Consider the following 18064-nt stretch of genomic DNA (forward strand, 5'->3'; position numbering starts at 1 on the left):
TTCCTACAGCTTGTAGCTCGCAACGTGCAACTGCTTCTATCAGATGTCCAGGAGCAGGCGAGCCGGGTCTTCCAGCAGGTTCTTGATGGTCACCAGGAACGTCACGGCTTCTTTACCGTCGATCAGGCGGTGATCGTAAGACAGTGCCAGGTACATCATTGGGCGGATCACGACTTGGCCGTTGATGGCCATCGGACGCTGGATGATGTTGTGCATGCCCAGGATCGCGGCCTGCGGTGGGTTGACGATCGGCGTCGACATCATCGAACCGAAGGTACCACCGTTGGTGATGGTGAAGGTACCGCCGGTCATCTCGTCGATGGTCAGCTTGCCGTCACGGGCTTTCTTGCCGAAGCCAGCGATGCCGCCTTCGATTTCGGCCAGGCTCATCAGCTCGGCGTTACGCAGGACTGGAACCACCAGGCCGCGGTCGCTGGAGACGGCAACGCCGATATCCGAGTAGCCGTGGTAAACGATGTCGCCGCCGTCGATCGAAGCGTTGACTGCCGGGAAGCGCTTCAGCGCTTCGGTGGCCGCTTTCACGAAGAACGACATGAAGCCCAGGCGCACGCCGTTGTGGGACTTCTCGAACAGGTCCTTGTACTTCGAACGCAGGGCCATGACTTCGGTCATGTCGACTTCGTTGAAGGTGGTCAGCATCGCCATGTTCGACTGAGCTTCAACCAGGCGCTTGGCCACGGTGGCACGTACGCGAGTCATCGGTACGCGCTTCTCGGTGCGGTCGCCAGCGGCAAACACAGGCGCAGCGGCAGCAGGCGCTGCAGCCTTGGCAGGTGCGGCAGCCGGAGCGTTCTTCTTGGCTTCAACTGCGGCAACCACGTCTTCCTTGGTCACACGGCCATCTTTGCCGGTGCCCTTGATGGAAGCCAGGTTGATGCCGTTTTCTTCAGCCAGTTGACGCGCAGCCGGTGCAGCGATTGGATCTTCGCCACCCGCAGCCGGTGCGGCAGGCGCAGAAGCAGCCGGTGCAGCAGCGGCAGGAGCAGCGGCAGCAGCGCTGCCCTCTTCGATCGAGCCCAGTACCTGATTCGACAGAACGGTAGCGCCCTCTTCAGCAACGATTGCGCCCAGCACGCCGTCAGCTTCGGCCAACACTTCCAGAACGACTTTGTCGGTCTCGATGTCGACGATCAGGTCGTCACGCTTGACGGCCTCGCCTGGTTTCTTGTGCCAGGTGGCAACGGTGCCATCGGCAACCGATTCCGGGAATGACGGGGCTTTGATTTCGATAGCCATTATCTGTAGGTCCTTAAAATTCGGTTTCAGTCAGCGCGAAGGCGTTAAACAGTGAAAGCATCTTGCAGCAGTTTTTCCTGCTGCTCGGCGTGCATCGACGCGTAACCACAGGCAGGTGCAGCAGAAGCATCACGACCGGCGTACTCAAGGACCAAAGCCTTGTTGTGGTTGCCGATGCTGCGACGCAGATGATGCTGGCTGCTGTACCAGGCGCCCTGGTTCATCGGTTCTTCCTGACACCACACTACGTTCGTGAGGTTGGTGTAAGGCGCGATGATCTCCATGAGGTCATCTTCCGGGAACGGATAAAGCTGCTCGATACGCACGATGGCGATGTCTTCGCGGCCTTCGGCACGGCGTTTTTCCAACAGATCGTAGTAGACCTTGCCGCTGCACAGGATCAGGCGAGTGACCTTGGCGGCGTCCAGCGTATCGATCTCTGGAATTACGGTCTGGAACGAACCTTGGGCCAGATCTTCCAGGGTCGAAACGGCCAGCTTGTGACGCAACAGCGACTTCGGCGTCAGTACCACCAGCGGCTTGCGCAGCGGACGGATCACCTGGCGACGCAGCAAGTGGTAGATCTGCGCCGGGGTCGTCGGCACGCACACCTGAATGTTGTGCTCGGCGCACAATTGCAGGTAACGCTCCAGACGGGCCGAGGAGTGCTCAGGGCCCTGACCTTCATAACCGTGTGGCAGCAGCATGGTCAGACCGCACAGACGGCCCCACTTGTGCTCGCCGCTGGTGATGAACTGGTCGATAACCACCTGGGCACCGTTGGCGAAGTCGCCGAACTGGGCTTCCCAGATCACCAGCGCGTTCGGCGTGGTGGTCGAGTAACCGTATTCGAACGCCAGTACGGCTTCTTCGGACAGGAACGAATCGTACAGGTCGAAACGTGGCTGGCCTTCGTACAGGTTCTGCAACGGGATGTAGGTGCCCGCGTCTTTCTGGTTGTGCAATACAGCATGACGGTGCGAGAACGTACCGCGGCCGATGTCCTGGCCGGTCATGCGGATCGGGTGACCTTCGAACGCCAGGGTCGCATACGCCATGGTTTCGGCGTAACCCCAGTTGATCGGCAGGCCACCGGCTTGCATCTTCTGACGGTCTTCGTAGATCTTCGCAACCTGGCGCTGTACGACGAAGCCTTCGGGAATTTCCAGCAGCTTGGCGGACAGTTCCTGCAACGTCTTCAAATCGAACGAGGTATCGTGACGTGCAGTCCAGGTGTGACCCAGGTATGGGCGCCAGTCAACGAACAGCTCTTTGTTCGGCTCCTTGACCAGGCTTTTCACTACATGCAGGCCGTTGTCCAGCGCGTTGCGGTATTCGTCGACTTTCGCCTGAACACGCGCATCGTCAACCACGCCGGCCTTGGTCAGGCTTTCGGCGTACAGCTCACGGGTGGTGCGCTGCTTGGTGATCTGCTGGTACATCAACGGCTGGGTGCCGCTTGGCTCGTCCGCTTCGTTGTGACCGCGACGGCGGTAGCAAACCAGGTCGATGACCACGTCACGCTTGAACTGCATGCGGTAGTCGACAGCCAGTTGGGTGACGAACAGCACGGCTTCCGGATCATCGCCATTCACATGGAGGATCGGCGCCTGGATCATCTTGGCAACGTCGGTGGCGTACTCGGTGGAACGCGCGTCCAACGGGTTGCTGATGGTGAAGCCCACCTGGTTGTTGATGACGATGTGAACGGTACCACCGGTCTTGAAGCCGCGAGTCTGCGACATCTGGAACGTTTCCAGGACCACGCCTTGACCGGCGAATGCCGCGTCACCATGGATGGAAATTGGCAGAACCTTCTCACCGGTGGAATCGTTACGACGATCCTGGCGAGCACGTACCGAACCCTCGACCACTGGCGAAACGATTTCCAGGTGGGAGGGGTTGAATGCCATGGCCAGGTGAACTTCACCGCCGGTGGTCATCACGTTGGACGAGAAGCCCTGGTGGTATTTAACGTCACCGGAACCCAGCTCGACCTTCTTCTTGCCTTCGAACTCGTCGAACAGCTCACGCGGGTTTTTGCCGAAGGTGTTGACCAACACGTTCAGGCGACCACGGTGAGCCATGCCGATCACGATTTCCTTGGTGCCATAGGAACCGGAACGCTGGATCAGCTCGTCGAGCATCGGAATCAGGCTTTCGCCGCCTTCCAGGCCGAAACGCTTGGTGCCTGGGTATTTGGTGCCCAGGTATTTCTCGAGGCCTTCGGCCGCGGTCACGCGCTCCAGCAGGTGGCCGCGCACATCGGCGGACAATACCGGACGGCCACGCACGCCTTCCAGGCGGTGCTGGAACCACTGGCGCTGCTCGGAATCGGTGATGTGCGTAAATTCAGCGCCGATGGTGCGGCAATATGTCTGCTGCAACGCTTCGTGAATTTCGCGTAGGCTCGCTTCCTCTTTGCCGATGAACAGGTCGCCGGCACGGAAGGTCGTATCAAGATCGGCATTGGTCAAGCCGTAATGATTGATCGACAGGTCTGCAGGTGCAGGACGCTGCCACAGCCCCAGCGGGTCAAGCTGGGCTGCCTGGTGGCCACGCATACGGTAGGCCTGGATCAGTCGCAGTACTTCAACTTGCTTCTTCTCATGCTCACTGCTCACGCTGCCGGCGGAAACCGGTTGGGCGCGGCGCTGGTTCTTTGCCAGCAGCACGAACTGATCGCGAATTGTTGCGTGCGATACATCGGTGGCAGCGTTGCCGTCTGAAGACAACGTCTGAAATTTGGTGCGCCATTCTTCTGGCACAGCGTTAGGGTCGTGCAGGTAGAGCTCATAAAGCTCTTCCACATAGGCAGCGTTACCACCTGAAAGATAGCCGCTGTTCCACATGCGCTGCATCACGCTTTCTTGCATGCTTGGTCACCCTCGATTTGGGGACACCACCGGCGAAAACACCGAGTTTGCTTGCAAAAGGCCAAGTGCAGCGACCAAAACAAGCCACTTAGGATCACGCTGATAGTTCGGGTACCAACCCGAATGCCCCTGCTTGTCTCATTTCTTCAAAATAAGAGCCGCGGCTTTGTAAGTCGCTGCTCAAGTTAAAACTACGGCGCCGGTTGAAGCCTGCGCCGCAGCATTTACGGGCACAACGGTCCTGCTTTTACTACAACGTCAGTTACACGCCGCTCTGCAGCAGCATGTTACGGATGTGACCAATGGCCTTAGTCGGGTTCAGGCCTTTAGGACATACGTTGACGCAGTTCATGATCCCGCGGCAGCGGAATACGCTGAACGGGTCATCCAGCGAAGCCAGACGCTCGGACGTCTTGGTATCACGGCTGTCTGCCAGGAAGCGGTAGGCTTGCAGCAGCGCAGCTGGACCCAGGAACTTGTCCGGGTTCCACCAGAAGGACGGGCAGGATGTCGAGCAGCAAGCGCACAGGATGCACTCGTACAGGCCATCGAGTTTTTCACGTTCTTCCGGGGACTGCAGACGCTCGATGGCCGGAGCCGGCGTGTCGTTCTGCAGGAATGGCTTAACTTTCTCGTATTGCTTGTAGAAGATGCTCATATCGACGACCAGGTCACGGATAACCGGCAAACCTGGCAGTGGACGAACAATCAGCTTGTTGCCTTTGACCACGGCGGACAGCGGCGTGATGCACGCCAGGCCGTTTTTGCCGTTGATGTTCATGCCGTCGGAACCGCACACACCTTCACGGCAAGAGCGACGATAGGAGAAACCCTCGTCCTGCTCTTTGATCAGTGCCAGTACATCCAGCACCATCAGGTCTTTACCACCGGTATCGACCTGGAACTCCTGCATGAACGGCGCGGCGTCCTGATCAGGGTTGTAGCGATAAACACTGACTTTCAACATGGCAGCCACCCTTAGTAAGTCCGAATCTTCGGTTCAAACGTCGGCACCGTCTTCGGCGAGAAGTTCACGGCACGCTTGGTTACGCGCTTGTCACCCGGGAAGTACAGGGTGTGGCACAACCAGTTTTCGTCGTCGCGATCTTCAAAGTCTTCACGAGCGTGAGCACCACGGGATTCTTTACGAACCTCGGCGGCGATCGCCGTCGCTTCAGCCACTTCCAGCAGGTTTTGCAGCTCAAGGGCTTCGATACGAGCAGTGTTGAACGCCTGGCTCTTATCGTTGATTTTGACGTTGGCGATGCGCTTGCGCAGGTCAGCCAGCTGGGCGATGCCCTTCTGCATGTATTCGCCGGTACGGAACACACCGAAGTAGTTCTGCATGCAGCTTTGCAGCTCGCGACGCAGGGTTGCCACGTCTTCGCCATCCGTGCGCTCGTTCAGAGCGTTCAGACGCGCCAGGGCCGCTTCGATGTTGGCGTCGGTGGCGTCATCGTATTCGATGCCGTCAGTCAGCGCCTTCTCAAGGTGCAGGCCGGCCGCACGGCCGAATACCACCAGGTCGAGCAGCGAGTTGCCGCCCAGGCGGTTGGCACCGTGAACCGATACGCAAGCCACTTCACCTACTGCGAACAGACCATGGATGATCTCGTCCTGGCCGTCGGCGTTCTGGGTGATTGCCTGGCCGTGAATGTTGGTCGGCACGCCGCCCATCATATAGTGGCAAGTTGGAACCACCGGAACCGGAGCAACTACCGGGTCAACGTGGGCGAAGGTCTTGGACAGCTCGCAGATACCAGGCAGGCGGCTGTGCAGCACTTCTTCACCCAGGTGATCGAGCTTGAGCAGTACGTGGTCGCCATTCGGGCCACAGCCGTTACCGGCGATGATCTCTTTAACCATCGAACGTGCCACAACGTCACGGCCAGCCAAGTCTTTGGCGTTCGGAGCATAACGCTCCATGAAACGCTCGCCGTGCTTGTTGATCAGGTAACCACCTTCACCACGGCAACCTTCGGTCACCAGTACACCGGCGCCGGCGATGCCGGTCGGGTGGAACTGCCACATTTCGATGTCTTGTACCGGTACGCCAGCACGCAGGGCCATGCCGACGCCGTCACCGGTGTTGATCAGGGCATTGGTGGTAGAAGCGTAGATACGACCTGCACCACCGGTCGCCAACACAGTCGCCTTGGCGCGGATGTAGGTGGTTTCACCGGTTTCGATGCAGATGGCGATCACACCGACGAACTCGCCCTTGCCGTTCTTCACCAGATCAACCGCGTAGTACTCGTTCAGGAACGTGGTACCGGCTTTCAGGTTGCCTTGGTAAAGGGTATGCAGCAGCGCGTGACCGGTACGGTCGGACGCAGCGCAGGTACGGGCAGCCTGGCCGCCTTTACCGTAATCCTTGGACTGGCCACCGAATGGACGCTGGTAGATACGGCCTTGCTCGGTACGGGAGAACGGCAGACCCATGTGGTCCAGCTCGAACACCGCGGCCGGGCCTTCCTGACACATGTATTCGATAGCGTCCTGGTCACCGATATAGTCGGAACCCTTGACGGTATCGTACATGTGCCAGCGCCAGTCATCGTTAGGGTCGGCGGAGGCGATGGCGCAGGTGATGCCACCCTGGGCCGATACGGTGTGGGAACGCGTCGGGAACACCTTGGTGATCACGGCCGTCTTGTGGCCGCCCTGGGCCAGCTGCAGCGCAGCGCGCATGCCAGCACCGCCGCCACCAATAATGATGGCGTCGAATGAAATAGTTGGAATGTTAGCCATGAATCAGATACCCCAAAGAATCTGCACACCCCAGACGAAGTAAGCGAACATCGCGACGCCGCATACTGCCTGGAAGAGGAAACGTACTGCAGTCGCGGACTTGCCCAGCGCCATCGGCGTCAGGTAGTCAGTCGCGATGGTCCACATGCCAACCCAGGCGTGAGCGCCCAGGGCTACAAGGGCCAGCAGACTGAAGATTCGCATCGCATTGTGGGAAAACAGGCCGTGCCATTGCTCATAGCCGATGCCCGGGTTTGCGACGAGGTATCCGATCAGGAAAATGAAATAAGCCGCGAGAACGACCGCAGACACACGCTGTGCCATCCAGTCATAGAGGCCCGAACGCGACAGATTCGTTACGCTGGTTACCATATCCAAACTCCTGCCAGAACGATCAGCACCACGGAAATGGCGACGATGATTTTCGAGCCCAGGCGGCCGCCTTCCAGCGTCTCACCGATGCCCATGTCCATGATCAAGTGGCGCACACCGGCTACCAGGTGATACAGAAGAGAGGACAGGAGGCCCCATGCTACGAACTTGGCCAGCGGGCTGGTCAAGCATGCCTTCACCTCGGCGTATCCTTCCTCGGAACCCAGGGATTTGCTCAATGCATAAAGCATGATGCCCAACCCCAGGAACAGGATGATGCCGGAAACACGGTGCAGGAACGACGTAACGCCGGTGATGGGGAGTTTGATGGTCCTTAGGTCTAGGTTTACAGGTCGTTGGCTATTCACGGCTTTTTTTCACACTGAAGAGCCCCTAACAATCAGGGCAAAGTTGTTGGGGAGTGCGACTGGTCAGGTAAGCACCACCCAGGGAGTGCGACCCCCAATGAAAGCAAGCCCAAAAGCCCTTGGCGGTCGGTGGCCGAGTATAGACAGTTAGGTTACTAATGACAACGCGCACACCTCACCCTAATAGCTGATTGCGCTGGCGGGATAAAAGGCGTAAATGGCAGTCAATTTCGACGAAAAAGTACGGTTAAAGCCTTCTGGCGCAAGACTTTAGGCAAATTGACATCTGGATTTATATCAATATAGTGGTGCGGGCCCTGCGTGGGGGGTCTGTCTGATGATTTGAAGCATAAATAGGAGGCCACATGGCTGACAAAAAAGCGCAGTTGATCATCGAGGGCGCAGCCCCCGTCGAGCTGCCCATTTTAACCGGCACCGTTGGTCCCGATGTTATCGACGTACGGGGCCTGACGGCCACGGGCCGTTTTACTTTCGACCCAGGCTTCATGTCGACCGCTTCCTGCGAGTCGAAGATCACCTATATCGATGGTGACAATGGCATTCTGCTTCATCGCGGCTACCCGATCGAGCAACTGGCTGAAAAGTCGGACTACCTGGAAACCTGCTACCTGCTGCTAAATGGCGAATTGCCAACAGCCGAGCAGAAAGCCCAGTTCGTCAGCACCGTGAAGAACCACACCATGGTTCACGAGCAGTTGAAGACCTTCTTCAACGGCTTCCGTCGCGACGCCCACCCGATGGCCGTCATGTGCGGTGTAGTAGGCGCCCTGTCGGCCTTCTATCACGACTCCCTGGACATCAATAACCCGCAGCATCGCGAAATTTCCGCGATCCGCCTGGTTGCCAAGATGCCTACCCTGGCCGCAATGGTTTACAAGTACTCCATGGGCCAACCCATGATGTACCCGCGCAACGACCTGACGTACGCGGAAAACTTCCTGCACATGATGTTCAACACCCCGTGCGAGATCAAACCGATCAGCCCGGTGCTCGCCAAGGCCATGGACCGGATCTTCATCCTCCACGCCGACCACGAGCAGAACGCTTCCACCTCTACCGTGCGCCTGGCGGGCTCTTCGGGTGCCAACCCGTTCGCCTGTATTGCCGCCGGCATCGCCGCACTGTGGGGCCCTGCCCACGGCGGTGCGAACGAAGCCGTATTGACCATGCTCGATGAAATCGGCGATGTGTCCAACATCGACACCTTCATCGCCAAGGCCAAGGACAAGAACGATCCGTTCAAGTTGATGGGCTTCGGTCACCGGGTCTACAAGAACCGCGACCCGCGCGCTACTGTCATGAAGCAGACCTGCGACGAAGTGTTGAAGGAACTGGGCATCAAGAACGATCCGCAACTCGAACTGGCCATGCGCCTGGAAGAGATCGCCCTGACCGACCCGTACTTCATCGAACGCTCGCTGTACCCGAACGTCGACTTCTACTCGGGGATCATCCTCAAGGCGATCGGCATTCCAACCAGCATGTTCACCGTGATCTTCGCCCTGGCGCGGACCGTGGGCTGGATCTCCCACTGGAAAGAAATGCTCTCCAGCCCGTACAAGATTGGCCGCCCGCGCCAGCTGTACACCGGCTACGAGTCGCGTGACATCACCAAGCTGGAAGACCGCAAGTAAGCATTCAACTGCTTAGCTGCATTGAGAACGGCCTCCCTTAGTGGAGGCCGTTTTTGTTGGTGTGGCCTGATCTACCGTCATCGCAGGCAAGCCAGCTCCCACATTGGACCGCATTCCAACAAAAGGACACGACCCAGTGTGGGAGCCGGGCTTGCCCGCGATGAGGCCAGCCCAGGCAAAAAAATACCCCGGCCTTGCGACCGGGGTATCTCTTATGCAGCTGACGACTTAGTGATTAACCGCCCCACTCGCCCCCAGGCCAGTCTGCGAACGCACAAACTGTGGGAAGTACAGCGCACGCTCTTTCTCCGCCGCCGCCGACTTGTCGGTGATGGAGAAGAACCAGATGCCGACGAACGCGATGATCATCGAGAACAGCGCCGGGTACTCGTACGGGAAGATCGCCTTTTCATGGTGCAGGATCGACACCCAGATGGTCGGACCGAGGATCATCAGGCCCACGGCGCTGATCAAGCCCAGCCAGCCGCCAATCATGGCACCACGGGTGGTGAGGTTTTTCCAGTACATGGAAAGCAGCAGCACCGGGAAGTTACAGCTGGCGGCGATGGAGAACGCCAGGCCGACCATGAACGCGATGTTCTGGCTTTCGAACAGGATACCCAGGCCGATGGCCAATACACCCAAGGCTACGGTAGTGATCTTCGACACGCGAATCTCATCTTTCTCGTTGGCCTTGCCCTTCTTGATCACGCTGGCATACAGGTCATGGGACACCGCCGAAGCACCCGCCAGGGTCAAGCCGGCAACCACCGCCAGGATGGTGGCAAACGCCACGGCCGAGATGAAGCCCAGGAAGATACTGCCACCCACCGCGTTGGCCAGGTGCACCGCCGCCATGTTGTTACCGCCGAGCAAGGCGCCCGCTGCATCCTTGAACGCCGGGTTGGTGCTGACCAAAAGGATCGCGCCGAAGCCGATGATAAAGGTCAGGATATAGAAGTAGCCGATGAAGCCGGTTGCGTACAGCACGCTCTTACGCGCTTCCTTGGCGTCGCTTACCGTGAAAAAGCGCATCAGGATGTGCGGCAGGCCAGCGGTACCGAACATCAGTGCCAGGCCCAGAGAGAATGCCGAGATCGGGTCTTTCACCAGGCCGCCGGGGCTCATGATCGCCTCACCTTTGGGGTGAACCTTGATCGCCTCGGAGAACAGCATGTTGAAATCGAAGTTGACGTGCTTCATCACCATCAGCGCCATGAACGAGGCACCGGACAGCAACAGCACCGCCTTGATGATCTGCACCCAGGTGGTCGCCAACATGCCGCCGAACAGCACGTACATGCACATCAGGATACCCACCAGGATCACCGCCACATGGTAATCAAGGCCAAACAGCAGCTGGATCAGCTTGCCCGCGCCGACCATCTGCGCGATCAGGTAGAACGCCACCACCACCAGCGAGCCACACGCCGACAGGCTGCGGATCTGGGTTTGCCCCAGGCGATAGGACGCCACGTCGGCAAAGGTGTATTTGCCCAGGTTACGCAAGCGCTCGGCGATCAGGAACAGAATGATCGGCCAGCCCACAAGGAAGCCGATCGAGTAGATCAAGCCGTCATAGCCGGAGGTGAACACCAGCGCGGAAATCCCCAGGAAGGACGCCGCCGACATGTAGTCACCGGCAATCGCCAGACCGTTCTGGAAACCGGTGATCTTGCCGCCCGCCGCATAGTAGTCCGCCGCTGACTTGTTGCGCTTGGACGCCCAATAAGTGATGCACAGGGTGGCGCCGACAAACGCGACGAACATCACAATGGCCGAGATGTTCAGCGGTTGCTTGTGCACTTCACCGGTCAATGCGTCCGCCGCCCAAACGGCCGGAGCCAACAGCGAAGCACCGAATAGAGCCAATAGACGCCGGATCATTGCGCAGCCTCCTTGAGAATCGCATTGTTCAGGTCGTCAAATTCGCCGTTGGCCCGACGCACGTAGATGCCGGTGAGAATGAAGGCCGACACAATCAGCCCGACGCCCAGGGGGATGCCCCAGGTAATCGAGGAACCGGGGCTGATCTTGGCCCCCAGCACTTGTGGCCCGTAGGCGATCAACAGGATGAAAGCGGAGTAAAGCCCTAGCATGATCGCCGAGAGAATCCAGGCGAACCTTTCCCTTTTCCTGACCAGCTCCTTGAAACGCGGGCTGTTTTGAATCGAGAGGTAAATGCTGTCGTTCATTGTTTTTATCCTCGCAGCACAGCTTTTTATTATTTTGGAACGTATCCACTGTATGCGGCTGCGCAATGGGTTCCAGACGACCTTAGTAGTAGATCGAGTGTAGCGAGGGATTGCTGGGGCGCAGGAAGATTTGAGTCAGTGCAAAACGAATGTGGGAGGGGGCTTGCTCCCGAAAGCGGTGTGCCAGTCAAAAATCTGTGACTGGCACACCGCTTTCGGGAGCAAGCCCCCTCCCACAGGGTTGCATCGGTGGCTTTTATTTAGCGGTCCATTCGGCAACGCGCTCGGGGTGCTTGGCTACCCAGTCCTTGGCCGCGGCGTCCGGCTTGGCGCCTTCTTGAATCGCCAGCATGACTTCACCGATTTCATCCTTGGAGGCCCACTGGAATTTCTTCAGGAAGGCTGCGACTTCCGGCGCTTTCTTCTCCAGGCCCTTGCTGCCGATGCTGTTGACGGTTTCAGCAGCACCATAAATCCCTTTTGGGTCGTCCAGGAAACGCAGTTTCCACTTGGCGAACATCCAGTGCGGTACCCAACCGGTGACCGCAATCGACTCCTGCTTGTCTTCGGCGCGGGTCAGTTCGGCAATCATCGCCGCACCCGAGCTGGCTTGCAGTTTGTAGTCCAAGCCATATTGCTTGATGGCTTCGTCGGTCTTGAGCATTACGCCTGAACCGGCGTCGATGCCGACGATCTTGTTCTTGAAGGTGGTGTCGGTCTTGAGGTCTTCGATGGACTTGGCCTTGACGTACTCCGGCACGATCAGGCCGATCTTGGCGTCCTTGAAGTTGGGGCCGTAGTCGACCACCTTGTCCTTGTTCTTGGTCCAGTATTCCCCGTGGGTCACCGGCAGCCAGGCGGAGAGCATGGCATCGAGTTTGCCAGTGGCAACGCCCTGCCACATGATCCCGGTGGCAACCGCTTGCAGTTTTACGTCGTAGCCGAGTTTTTGCTTGATCACCTCTGCCGCCACATGAGTGGTGGCCACGCTGTCGGACCAGCCGTCCACGTAGCCGATGCTCAGGGTCTTGCTGTCGGCACTGGCCAGTGTGGAGCCCATCGCAACTACCAGAGTGGCAGCTGCGCCCAAGAGTCGTCGCATCTTCATAGTACTTCCCCGAAAGTGCTGCGCCCGACGGATGCCGAGCGACGTCAAACTGTTGTTATAGGGTGCACCGCGCCCCCTTCACGCGCATCGATCCGGTTGCTGAGGCATCAGTGGAGTACTGACAGTTTTATCTTCAACCTGCGTAGGCATTTGCCCTGCTCTGTCAGCGACCTTGGTTGAGCAGGAAACGACATCACATCGCCAGCAGGACGCTTTGTAGGCGTTATCGCCAGAATCCCGCCCGAAGTTTGCATGTCAAAATTATGCAGCCGCACTGGGCTGCGGCAAATCCGGGTAAGATGCGCGCCTTTGCTCCCCCAGATAAGCCGACCATGCCCGCGACTGCCCGCTTCCCTGCCCTGCCCTATTTCTTTGCCTTGATCCTCGGCATGCTTGCCCTTGTCGGCTACTGGTACGGCCTCGGCCGGCCCGTGGTGTTGCCAGACGTCGCCAGCGCCAGCCATAAGCTGCAATGTGCGTCCTACACACCGTTCGACAAAGACCAGTCCCCATTCGACCAACCGTTCACGCTGCGCCCCGAGCGCATGGACGCCGACCTGGCGCTACTGGCTACGCGCTTTGAATGCATTCGCACCTATTCCATGACCGGCCTGGAGGCCCTGCCGGACATGGCGCGCAAGCATGGGTTGAAAGTGATGGCCGGGGCCTGGGTCAGCAGCGACCCTGTGGCGACCGAAAAAGAGATCAACGAGTTGATCGCGGCGGCCAACGCTAGCCCGGATGTAGTGACCTCGGTGATCGTCGGCAACGAAGCCCTGCTGCGCAAGGAAGTTACTGCCAAGCAACTGGTGGCGCTGATCCATCAGGTTAAAAGCCAGATCAAGCAGCCCGTCACCTATGCCGATGTCTGGGAGTTCTGGTTGCAACACCCGGAAATCGGGCCGGCGGTGGACTTCCTGACCATTCACCTGTTGCCGTATTGGGAAGATGAGCCGTCCGGCATCGACCAGGCGCTCAAGCACGTGGGCGATGTGCGCCAGACCTTCGGCCATAAATTCGCGCCCAAGGACATCGTGATCGGCGAAACCGGCTGGCCCAGCGAAGGCCGACAGCGCGAAACCGCCGTGCCCAGCCGGGTCAATGAGGCCAGGTTCATGCGCGGCTTCGTGGCCATGGCCGAAGCCAATGGCTGGCGCTACAACCTGATCGAAGCCTTTGACCAGCCATGGAAACGTGCGAGTGAAGGGGCTGTGGGTGGTTACTGGGGGCTGTTCGATGCAGACCGTCAGGACAAAGGTATCCTCGCCGGCCCGGTGACCAATGTGCCCTACTGGCGGCTGTGGCTGGGCGTCGGCGGGCTCATCCTGCTGGGCACCCTGGTGCTCGGCGGCCGCGTTCGCAGCACTCGCTCTGCATTAATACTGCCGTTGCTAGGGGCCGTCGCAGCGTGCTCCATCGGCAGTTGGGCCGAACTGACCCGCGTTACCGCGCGCTTCAGCGATGAATGGGTATGGGCAGGCTTGCTGGTGATGTTGAACTTGCTGGTGCTGGCCCACGCCGCACTCGCCCTCAGCGCACGGGAAGGCTGGCGTGAGCGCGGGTTCAGCTGGCTGGAGCAACGCGCGGGCTGGCTGATGGCAATCGCCGGGTTTGCCGGTGCGGTGATGATGCTAGCGCTGGTGTTTGACCCGCGCTATCGCAGCTTCCCAAGCGCGGCGCTGGTGTTGCCGGCCCTGGTGTACCTGGTACGCCCGGTGACCGGACCACGTCGGGAGATTGCGTTGCTGGCCTTTATCATCGGTGCCGGCGTTGCGCCGCAGTTGTACCGTGAAGGGCTGTTGAACCAGCAGGCCTGGGGTTGGGCAGTGGTCAGCGTGCTGATGGTTGCGGCTTTGTGGCGTTGCTTGCGAGTGCGCAAGGCGTAACACCGCTATCGCAGGCAAGCCAGCTCCTACAGTTGATTGGGTTCACACATTTCTATCTGTGAGCACGGTCAAATGTGGGAGCTGGCTTGCCTGCGCTGAGGCCACATCAGGCGCCGCGCGGCTTCCTGACCAACCGCAACCCCGCAATCACCACCGCAAACACCGCAAACGTCGTGTTGTACAACGCCAGCGCCGGCAACCCGAACACCAAGCCCACCACCGCCAACGCCCATCCCGCACGCCCCGGTACAAAAAAGCCCAGCACCGAGGTGATCAACGCCGCCCACCCCAGCAGCTTGAAATGGATCATCAAACCCAGGTTCGAACGCACCTGGCATTCCCAGCGACTGGCCTCATCAGCACAGATGCCAACCCACTGCCCATCCTCCATGAAGCCGTAGCGTGCGGCATAACTGGCGGCCAGCCATAACGGCAAGGCAATAAGCAGCAGAATTAACGGCAAACGACGGGACATGGGGCACTCCGATAGGCAAAAACGGCGCCCAGCTTAATCCCACGGCGGCCGTTAGCAAGGTGTTCGCACAGATATCTGTTCAACAAAGCATGGCAAAGTGTATCGTCTCGCTACTATTACCCCGATTCCGACGTTTTTTCCGACTTTTCGTGCCGAGTGCTGGCACTTCGGTGACAAGGCGGTGGTCATAGCCTGCGAACTTCATTCAGCCCGTTCCTCTTAGGGATTAAGTCATGCTCCGTTCCTTGCGCTGTGCTGCCTTGCTGGGCAGCCTATTTTTGAGTGCGTCAGCACTGGCCGTCGATATCGACCAAGCCAGCTATGGCTACCCTTTGACCAACCCGTTCGAAGCAACCATCGCCACCACGCCTCCCGATCTGCGGCCAACCCTGCCGACAGATGACGAGATCAACCAGTCCGACTACACCCTGACGATGCGCCCCGAGCGCGAGTTCAGCCTGCCGGACAATTTCTGGGCGGTGAAGAAACTCACTTACCGCATTGCCAAGCAGGACCGTGCTGCGCCTTTGATCTTCCTGATCGCCGGCACCGGTGCACGCTTTGATAGCAGCATCAATGAATACCTGAAAAAGCTGTATTACCAGGCCGGCTACCATGTGGTGCAGCTCTCCTCGCCAACCAGCTTCGATTTCATCAGCGCCGCTTCGCGCTTCGCCACCCCGGGCATCACCCAGGAAGACGCCGAAGACATGTACCGCGTGATGCAAGCCGTACGCGCGCAGAACGCCTCGTTGCCAGTGACTGATTTCTACCTCACCGGTTACAGCCTGGGCGCCCTGGATGCGGCGTTTGTCAGCAAGCTGGATGAGACCCGCCGTAGCTTCAACTTCAAGAAAGTGCTGCTGCTCAACCCGCCGGTCAACCTCTACACCTCGATCACCAACCTCGACAAGCTGGTACAGACCGAGGTCAAGGGCATCAACAACAGCACCACCTTCTATGAGTTGGTGCTGAGCAAACTGACGCGTTACTTCCAGCAGAAAGGCTACATCGACCTCAACGATGCCTTGCTCTATGACTTCCAGCAGTCCAAGCAGCACCTGAGCAATGAACAGATGGCCATGCTGATCGGCACCTCGTTCCGCTTCTCGGCCGCTGACATTGCGTTCACTTCGGACTTGATCAACCGCCGCGGCCTGATCATTCCACCCAAATACCCCATCACCGAAGGCACCAGCCTCACGCCGTTCCTCAAGCGTGCCCTGCAGTGTGACTTCGACTGCTACCTCACCGAACAAGTGATCCCGATGTGGCGCGCGCGTTCCGATGGCGGCAGCCTGCTGCAACTGATCGACCAGGTCAGCCTCTACGCCCTCAAGGACTACCTGCGCGACAGCCCGAAAATTGCCGTGATGCATAACGCCGACGATGTGATCCTCGGCCCTGGCGACCTGGGTTTCCTGCGTAAAACTTTCGGCGATCGCTTGACCGTCTACCCGCTGGGCGGCCACTGCGGCAACCTCAATTACCGCGTCAACGCCGACGCCATGCTGGAGTTCTTCCGTGGCTAAATATCTTCTGCTGCTCGCCGCACTGATGTGCGCAGGCGTGGCCAATGCCGACAACAGCAAGGCCCAAGAACCCGTCAAGGTCGATGCCGACGGCTTCAAGGAGCCGCTGACCAAGCTCAAGTTCAACCCAGGCTTGGACCAGCGTGAGTTCGAACGCTCCACGCTCACCGCGCTTAACGTCTACGACCCACTGGAGTCGTGGAACCGCCGCGTGTACCACTTCAACTATCGCTTCGACCAGTGGGTATTCCTGCCGGTAGTAAACGGTTACCGCTACGTCACGCCGAGCTTCCTGCGCACCGGCGTGAGCAACTTCTTCAACAATCTGGGCGATGTGCCCAACCTGATGAACAGCTTGTTGCAGCTCAAGGGCCACCGCTCGCTGGAAACCACCGGGCGCCTGCTGGTCAATACCACCATTGGCATCGCCGGCCTGTGGGACCCGGCTACCGCCATGGGCCTGCCGCGCCAGAGCGAAGACTTCGGCCAGACTCTGGGATTCTACGGCGTACCGGGCGGCGCCTATGTGGTGTTGCCGATCTTTGGCCCGTCGAACCTGCGTGACACCACCGGCTTGCTGGTGGACTACAGCGCCGAATCGCAGATCAACTTCCTCAACGTATCCGAAGTCAGCTCCAACCATCCGGAAGTCTGGGCCCTGCGCGCCGTGGACAAGCGCTACCAGACCAGCTTCCGCTACGGCCAGATGAACTCGCCGTTCGAGTATGAGAAGGTGCGGTATATCTATACGGAATCGCGCAAATTGCAGATTGCCGAGTAAACGTCATTGACCAAAGCCAAGGTCATCGCAATGGCCTTGGCCTCAATCCTGTAAACGCCATCTATCGTCACACTTTGAGCCACTGATCACCGCCAGACGGCGAAAACAGTGGAACCTCTTGAATGAAAGTTTACACACAGGTACTGACCCGGCGGCTCACCCAAGGCCGCCGAGGTATTCCTGATTAAACTTCTTCAAAAGGACACATCATGTTCATTCCGAACACCTTGAATCTGGCGGCTGGCTTGATAGACGCCATTACACAACAGTTTGGTATGCCGAAGCTGCAAGCCCCAACCGAAAACACCGGCCGGGCAGCTGGCGATTATCGGACCGTAGACGAAATCACCAAAAACCCCTTGTTCGACAATCTGCTTACACCATTGCCCGCCGATAAAATGCCGACGTCCGCTCACCTGGATCCATTCACGAATCCCTATACAGCGCGGCTTGAAGAACACAGGATCGACGATTTCTACGATAAGGTTGGAGGCAATTGGAACGATCCCAGCCTCAGCGACAGTGAGCGCGCTGATATCGCCGCGAATGCGGAGCGAGTGCTTGAATATATCGATAGCCTAGGAGGAAACAATTCGACAGTGGGCGACCAAATGATTAACGGGATGAGCAGCGCCTTGCCTCGTTTGTACTATTACAGCCTGACCACTGAGCATCTGACGACCGAGGGTTCCGAGGCAAGGCTTCTACTGAATTTTGCCGATCACGGTTACGATGTCTTTCATTAAGTGAAGCGCTGTTAGCTGAAAAACAAGCAGCGCCGCCTGGCACTGCTTGTTTTGAGGGAGCA

At 58.6% G+C, this 18064-nt stretch carries 15 protein-coding genes; 5 read left to right on the top strand and 10 right to left on the bottom strand.

Going from position 1 to position 18064, the window contains the following annotated elements; translation table 11 throughout:
• Nucleotides 1-39 precede the first annotated feature (39 nt).
• The 6 genes from odhB to sdhC form a co-directional block, all read right to left on the bottom strand.
• Entirely contained in the window at nucleotides 40-1257 is a 1218-nt protein-coding gene (gene odhB / locus BMH52_RS23595; protein ID WP_073845244.1) for a 2-oxoglutarate dehydrogenase complex dihydrolipoyllysine-residue succinyltransferase, read from the bottom strand.
• A 44-nt stretch (nucleotides 1258-1301) separates the two neighbouring features.
• The gene (locus tag BMH52_RS23600) at nucleotides 1302-4133 is read right to left on the bottom strand and encodes a 2-oxoglutarate dehydrogenase E1 component (protein ID WP_014717731.1); all 2832 of its coding nucleotides are present in this window, start codon (nucleotides 4131-4133) and stop codon (nucleotides 1302-1304) included.
• Between the two features lie 262 nt (nucleotides 4134-4395).
• Complete coding sequence (locus BMH52_RS23605) at nucleotides 4396-5100, bottom strand: succinate dehydrogenase iron-sulfur subunit (protein ID WP_003172807.1); 705 nt, start codon at nucleotides 5098-5100, stop codon at nucleotides 4396-4398.
• A gap of 11 nt (nucleotides 5101-5111) precedes the next feature.
• Entirely contained in the window at nucleotides 5112-6884 is a 1773-nt protein-coding gene (gene sdhA / locus BMH52_RS23610) for a succinate dehydrogenase flavoprotein subunit (protein ID WP_014717730.1), read from the bottom strand.
• A 3-nt stretch (nucleotides 6885-6887) separates the two neighbouring features.
• Complete coding sequence (gene sdhD, locus BMH52_RS23615) at nucleotides 6888-7256, bottom strand: succinate dehydrogenase, hydrophobic membrane anchor protein (protein WP_003172805.1); 369 nt, start codon at nucleotides 7254-7256, stop codon at nucleotides 6888-6890.
• A complete protein-coding gene (gene sdhC, locus BMH52_RS23620; RefSeq protein WP_014717729.1) occupies nucleotides 7250-7624 on the bottom strand; it encodes a succinate dehydrogenase, cytochrome b556 subunit in 375 nt (124 codons plus the stop codon). Before sdhC ends, sdhD begins: the two co-directional genes overlap by 7 nt.
• Nucleotides 7625-7989: 365 nt before the next feature.
• Here sdhC and gltA point away from each other — a divergent pair, with 365 nt between their 5' ends.
• Complete coding sequence (gene gltA / locus BMH52_RS23625; RefSeq protein ID WP_014717728.1) at nucleotides 7990-9279, top strand: citrate synthase; 1290 nt, start codon at nucleotides 7990-7992, stop codon at nucleotides 9277-9279.
• A 228-nt stretch (nucleotides 9280-9507) separates the two neighbouring features.
• Here gltA and BMH52_RS23630 read toward each other — a convergent pair whose 3' ends face one another.
• The 3 genes from BMH52_RS23630 to BMH52_RS23640 all read right to left on the bottom strand — a co-directional run bounded on the left by BMH52_RS23630 (nucleotide 9508) and on the right by BMH52_RS23640 (nucleotide 12582).
• On the bottom strand, nucleotides 9508-11166 hold the full coding sequence (locus tag BMH52_RS23630) for a cation acetate symporter (protein WP_003190002.1): 1659 nt from the start codon (nucleotides 11164-11166) through the stop codon (nucleotides 9508-9510).
• Nucleotides 11163-11474 (bottom strand): DUF485 domain-containing protein, encoded by a 312-nt coding sequence (locus BMH52_RS23635; protein WP_003190001.1) that lies wholly within the window; start codon nucleotides 11472-11474, stop codon nucleotides 11163-11165. The genes BMH52_RS23630 and BMH52_RS23635 overlap by 4 nt, the downstream gene beginning before the upstream one ends.
• Nucleotides 11475-11730: 256 nt before the next feature.
• Complete coding sequence (locus BMH52_RS23640; RefSeq protein WP_003233255.1) at nucleotides 11731-12582, bottom strand: glycine betaine ABC transporter substrate-binding protein; 852 nt, start codon at nucleotides 12580-12582, stop codon at nucleotides 11731-11733.
• Nucleotides 12583-12914: 332 nt separating this feature from the next.
• Here BMH52_RS23640 and BMH52_RS23645 point away from each other — a divergent pair, with 332 nt between their 5' ends.
• A complete protein-coding gene (locus BMH52_RS23645) occupies nucleotides 12915-14468 on the top strand; it encodes a glycosyl hydrolase family 17 protein (RefSeq protein WP_072435576.1) in 1554 nt (517 codons plus the stop codon).
• A 106-nt stretch (nucleotides 14469-14574) separates the two neighbouring features.
• Here the strand turns inward: BMH52_RS23645 and BMH52_RS23650 are convergent, their stop codons facing one another.
• A complete protein-coding gene (locus tag BMH52_RS23650; protein WP_014717724.1) occupies nucleotides 14575-14943 on the bottom strand; it encodes a hypothetical protein in 369 nt (122 codons plus the stop codon).
• 233 nt (nucleotides 14944-15176) lie between these two features.
• Here BMH52_RS23650 and BMH52_RS23655 point away from each other — a divergent pair, with 233 nt between their 5' ends.
• The 3 genes from BMH52_RS23655 (at nucleotide 15177) to BMH52_RS23665 (ending at nucleotide 18002) form a co-directional block, all read left to right on the top strand.
• Nucleotides 15177-16475, top strand: coding sequence for a serine protein kinase PrkA (locus tag BMH52_RS23655; protein WP_003189995.1), 1299 nt, complete (start codon nucleotides 15177-15179; stop codon nucleotides 16473-16475).
• Nucleotides 16468-17256, top strand: coding sequence for a VacJ family lipoprotein (locus BMH52_RS23660; RefSeq protein ID WP_014717723.1), 789 nt, complete (start codon nucleotides 16468-16470; stop codon nucleotides 17254-17256). The genes BMH52_RS23655 and BMH52_RS23660 overlap by 8 nt, the downstream gene beginning before the upstream one ends.
• 209 nt (nucleotides 17257-17465) lie before the next feature.
• Nucleotides 17466-18002, top strand: coding sequence for a hypothetical protein (locus BMH52_RS23665; RefSeq protein ID WP_072435577.1), 537 nt, complete (start codon nucleotides 17466-17468; stop codon nucleotides 18000-18002).
• Nucleotides 18003-18064 lie beyond the last annotated feature (62 nt).

Origin of the sequence: Pseudomonas sp. BTN1 (assembly GCF_001907715.1) — a bacterium.
Classification (GTDB): domain Bacteria; phylum Pseudomonadota; class Gammaproteobacteria; order Pseudomonadales; family Pseudomonadaceae; genus Aquipseudomonas; species Aquipseudomonas paracarnis.

Bases quoted from the DNA above. Each gene is read 5' to 3' on its own strand.
- odhB (WP_073845244.1), bottom strand. From the start codon at position 1,257: ATGGCTATCGAAATCAAAGCCCCGTCATTCCCGGAATCGGTTGCCGAT.
- BMH52_RS23600 (WP_014717731.1), bottom strand. From the start codon at position 4,133: ATGCAAGAAAGCGTGATGCAGCGCATGTGGAACAGCGGCTATCTTTCA.
- BMH52_RS23605 (WP_003172807.1), bottom strand. From the start codon at position 5,100: ATGTTGAAAGTCAGTGTTTATCGCTACAACCCTGATCAGGACGCCGCG.
- sdhA (WP_014717730.1), bottom strand. From the start codon at position 6,884: ATGGCTAACATTCCAACTATTTCATTCGACGCCATCATTATTGGTGGC.
- sdhD (WP_003172805.1), bottom strand. From the start codon at position 7,256: ATGGTAACCAGCGTAACGAATCTGTCGCGTTCGGGCCTCTATGACTGG.
- gltA (WP_014717728.1), top strand. From the start codon at position 7,990: ATGGCTGACAAAAAAGCGCAGTTGATCATCGAGGGCGCAGCCCCCGTC.
- BMH52_RS23630 (WP_003190002.1), bottom strand. From the start codon at position 11,166: ATGATCCGGCGTCTATTGGCTCTATTCGGTGCTTCGCTGTTGGCTCCG.
- BMH52_RS23635 (WP_003190001.1), bottom strand. From the start codon at position 11,474: ATGAACGACAGCATTTACCTCTCGATTCAAAACAGCCCGCGTTTCAAG.
- BMH52_RS23640 (WP_003233255.1), bottom strand. From the start codon at position 12,582: ATGAAGATGCGACGACTCTTGGGCGCAGCTGCCACTCTGGTAGTTGCG.
- BMH52_RS23645 (WP_072435576.1), top strand. From the start codon at position 12,915: ATGCCCGCGACTGCCCGCTTCCCTGCCCTGCCCTATTTCTTTGCCTTG.
- BMH52_RS23650 (WP_014717724.1), bottom strand. From the start codon at position 14,943: ATGTCCCGTCGTTTGCCGTTAATTCTGCTGCTTATTGCCTTGCCGTTA.
- BMH52_RS23655 (WP_003189995.1), top strand. From the start codon at position 15,177: ATGCTCCGTTCCTTGCGCTGTGCTGCCTTGCTGGGCAGCCTATTTTTG.
- BMH52_RS23665 (WP_072435577.1), top strand. From the start codon at position 17,466: ATGTTCATTCCGAACACCTTGAATCTGGCGGCTGGCTTGATAGACGCC.